The 3640-nt window shown below is 70.2% G+C and carries 3 protein-coding genes and 2 pseudogenes; 1 reads left to right on the forward strand and 4 read right to left on the reverse strand.

Annotation, left to right across the window (positions count from 1 at the left end; genetic code table 11):
• Positions 1–41 precede the first annotated feature (41 nt).
• Positions 42–1178 (forward strand): multidrug effflux MFS transporter, encoded by a 1137-nt coding sequence (locus C2142_RS37105; RefSeq protein WP_241003342.1) that lies wholly within the window; start codon positions 42–44, stop codon positions 1176–1178.
• Here C2142_RS37105 and C2142_RS37110 read toward each other — a convergent pair.
• The 4 genes and pseudogenes from C2142_RS37110 to gvpJ all read right to left on the reverse strand — a co-directional run.
• Positions 1159–1754, reverse strand: a pseudogene (locus C2142_RS37110) (IS5 family transposase); the annotation flags it as partial. The gene C2142_RS37105 and the pseudogene C2142_RS37110 overlap by 20 nt on opposite strands.
• Positions 1738–2136 carry a GvpL/GvpF family gas vesicle protein gene (locus tag C2142_RS41860; RefSeq protein ID WP_346766443.1) on the reverse strand — a complete coding sequence of 133 codons (399 nt, stop codon included), beginning with the start codon at positions 2134–2136 and terminating at the stop codon, positions 1738–1740. The gene C2142_RS41860 and the pseudogene C2142_RS37110, both read right to left, overlap by 17 nt.
• Positions 2133–2387, reverse strand: coding sequence for a GvpL/GvpF family gas vesicle protein (locus C2142_RS41865; protein ID WP_346766444.1), 255 nt, complete (start codon positions 2385–2387; stop codon positions 2133–2135). Before C2142_RS41865 ends, C2142_RS41860 begins: the two co-directional genes overlap by 4 nt.
• 84 nt (positions 2388–2471) lie before the next feature.
• A pseudogene (gvpJ, locus tag C2142_RS37120) lies at positions 2472–2943 on the reverse strand (gas vesicle protein GvpJ).
• Positions 2944–3640 lie beyond the last annotated feature (697 nt).

Consider the following 3640-nt stretch of genomic DNA (forward strand, 5'->3'; position numbering starts at 1 on the left):
GTCCATCGACCCTGCCCGGACTGCCGGACCTCGCCGGCGACCTGCGCGCCAGCGCCGCGGCCACCCAGCTCACCATCACCGCCTGTCTGGCCGGGCTGGCCATCGGGCAGCTGATCGCCGGGCCGCTGAGCGACACCTACGGCCGGCGGCGTCCGTTGCTGGCGGGCCTCGCCCTCTACACGATCGCCAGCGCGCTCTGCGCGGTGGCACCCGACGTCCGGACCTTCGTCGGCCTACGCCTGGTCCAGGGCATCGGCGGGGCGTTCGGCATCGTCATCGCCAACGCCATGGTCCGCGACCGCACCTCCGGAACCGGCACCGCACGTCTCTTCTCCGCACTGACCTTGATCACCGGCCTGGCGCCGGTGTTCGCGCCGGTCCTCGGCGGCCAGCTACTGCGCGTCACGGCCTGGCCTGGAATCTTCGTGGCCCTGGCCGTACTCGGCGCCGTGATGCTGGCGGCCTCCGCCGCAGGACTGCCGGAGACCCGGCCCTCCGCGTCACGCCAGCCGCTGCTGGCTGTCGTCGGGCAGCTGCTCAGCGACCGGGTCTTCACCGGGTACGTCCTGGCCAACGGCCTGGTCTTCGCGGCGATGTTCGCCTACATCTCCGGCTCGCCGTTCGTCCTGCAGGAAATCCACGGCCTGTCACCGCAGCAGTACAGCGCCGTGTTCGCCGTCAACGCCGCCGGACTCATTGCGGCCGCCCAGATCAGCGGCCGGCTGGTGGCCCGGGCCGGCGCCCGCGTGCTGCTGCTCGCCGGTCTGCTGGGCGCGACAGCCGGTGGCACCACGGTCCTGGGCGCGGTGCTGACACGGGCACCCCTGCCCGTGCTCCTGATCGGCCTGTTCGTCCTGGTCTCCAGCGTGGGCCTGGTCATGCCGAACGCCGCGGCCCAGGCCCTGGCCGACCACGGCGGACACGCCGGGTCGGCCGCCGCTCTGCTCGGCTTCAGCCAGTTCATGTTCGGCGGGGCACTTGCTCCGCTGGCTGGCGCGAGTGGCGCCACCGACGCCTTGCCGATGGGAATCATCGTCGCCGTGCTGCCGGCGCTCGCTCTGCTCACACTCGGCGTCCTCACCCGGTCGATGCCCGGTGAGCGCACTCGCAGGCCGGCTCGCCAAGGACCTGCCGGGCACCGGCGACCGCGCCGGCACCCACGCGGATCTTCTCCATGACCGGCTCGAACTGGGTGCAGTCCGCCCGCTGTCCGGGTGTGACCAGCAGCGACAGCGGGCGGCAACGGCCATCCGCGCTCAGGTGGACCTTGGTGGTGAAGCCGCCGCGCGAGCGGCCCAGGCCCTCACCTGGAGCACCACCTCCTCCAGATGGCCTGCCAGGCCTGTCCACGCCGGATCGATCTGATGTTCCGTCACGGTCGCCCCCTTTGAGGCGACCTGCGGCGGGGCAGCCTTGCGGGCGCCGGCGGCGTGCTGATGGGTGCGCATCACCGTGGAGTCAACCGAGACATCCCAGTCGATGGATCCCTCGGCGTCTGCGACGGCCTGGACCTGCTGCAAGGGTCGCTCCCAGGTGCCGTCTGCCGACCATTGCAGGTGCCTCTTGTGCACGGTCTTCCACGGACCGAACCTCTCGGGCAGGTCACGCCACTGCACTCCGGTTCGCACCCGGTGTAGAACCCCGTTGATCACCTGCCGGTGATCCCGCCACCTGCCACAACGTCCATTGCTCACCGGTAGAAGCGGCTCCAGGCGAGCCCACTCAGCGTCCGTCAGATCACCGCGACCAGTCATACAAAGCTAACGAGCAGATGATCGGAGAGACACTGCCTAGGCGGGCGACGTCGTCGGCCACCCCGGAGCCATGATCAGTCTCAGCTACTTTGCACCGTGGGTCAGGGATAGGACACCGGGGCCGGAAGGAGACGTTCAGGAAGTCCTCTCCCGTCGGCTCGGAGTTCACCTCCTGGCGGGCGTGGGGCCGGAGGGCCTCGGTGATGCCGGTGGCCAGCGCGTAGTGGCGGGCCCGGACCTCCTGGGCGACCAGTTCACCGAGGGCCAGCGGCAGCTCCGGGGTGGTGTCACCGCCGACGATCTCCTCGTTGAGCCGCCGGGCCTGGGGCGACTCCAGCAGGATCTGCCGCAGCAGGGCGTTCTCGTCGATGGCCGCCTTCAGGTGGTACTCGGCGCAGCCCTCCGGGCGGTGAGCCGGCTCAGGTACTCGTCGCGGCGTTCAGTGAGCGCCGCCTGGACGGCGTCGTCGTCCGGGGCGGTGAGGCCGAACTGCAGCGGCAGAACGGTGCCGTCGGACATGAGTCGTTCCTGCACGCTCTGGTGTGCGGTGAGATCACGGCGTTTGGGCCGTAGGCCGTCCGGCGCGTCGCTCGCGATCGCACAGAGCGGCCCCTCGCAAACGCTGCGGAGAATCGAGGGGGCTCGCCCACGCCGGCCAGGCCGTCCAGCTTCCGGGGGTGGTCGGGGGCGGTGATGGAGTACACGTAGACGGACACGTCATTCCTCCCGGCGTCGGGTGGGCCTGCGGGCCGGCCGCTCGCGTTTGGGCGCGGGCCGCTTCTCCTCTTCCTCCTCGTCCTCGCTGTCGCCGCCGAGGGGGAGCATGTCGGTCACGGCCTCGATCGCGCCGGACAGCGCGCCCTTGCTCTTGCCGCGTGCACCGCTGCTGCTCTTGCCTTGCGTGCTGCCTTCGGCGACATCGCCGACGATGTCGGTGAGCTGGGTGGGCGCCTTGTGCCCGGCTTCCAGGTCGAGGCGGTTGCAGGACTCGGCGAACCGCAGGTAGGTGTCGACGCTGGCGACGACGATCCGGATGTCGATCTTCAGGATCTCCGATACCGACCAGGGAGACCCGGATGAAGATGTCGATCACCAGCCCGCGGTCCAGGATCAACTCGAGAATGTCGTAGAGACTGCCAGTGCTCCCGCCGCGGGAGACTCCGGCTTTGCCTTGCGGTACCACGGTCACGGGTGCTCTCCTTTCGCCGGCCGCCGGTGTGCCCGGCGGGTGTGTGCCCCCACCGCAGCCGGGTGCGTGTCACGTCGGCCGGTCGATCTGCCCCCTGCTGTAGCGGCGGATCCGCTGGTAGGCGAGCAGTTCGCTCTCCTGAGCGCCGACACGGACTCCGGCGTCCGGCCGAGCAGTTCAGCGAGTTTGTTCGGCTGCGTAGCGCTGGCGCGAGGGGCCGATACCCGCCGTGCGGGCTTGGACGCCGCTGCTTCGGCCACCCGGCGGCGAGGAGGTGGACGAGAAGATTTCCGCGGCTCGTCCGGGCTTTCGCGGGCAGGCCTACGGGCCCCGGCGCTGTCCTCGTTGCCAGTGGCCATCTGCGTGCTCCGGAATCGGAGGCGTGTCGGTTCCACTTATGCGCAACTGACGTACAGCGTCTTCCCATCATCCCCCCGAAACGGTGGTGCGGCCGTGCACGTGCGATTACACGCGACGACCGGTGACGGCGGCTCCCGCGACGGGCTCACCGTCGCGGCATCGCCTCGCAGAATCCCGTGCCCGCGTGCGCTCACCCGGCCGACTGGCCAGACTGGAGATACGGCTCGCAGCGCCCGAGAGTGCCCGTCCTCGCGGAGCTGCACCCCGGCCAACCAGGTGCGGGTGAGTGACGGGACATCATGCCGTCCCTGTATGCCGAGATGGCTCAGTCGCTGTT

The organism is Streptomyces sp. CB01881 (genome assembly GCF_002953255.1).
GTDB lineage: Bacteria > Actinomycetota > Actinomycetes > Streptomycetales > Streptomycetaceae > Kitasatospora.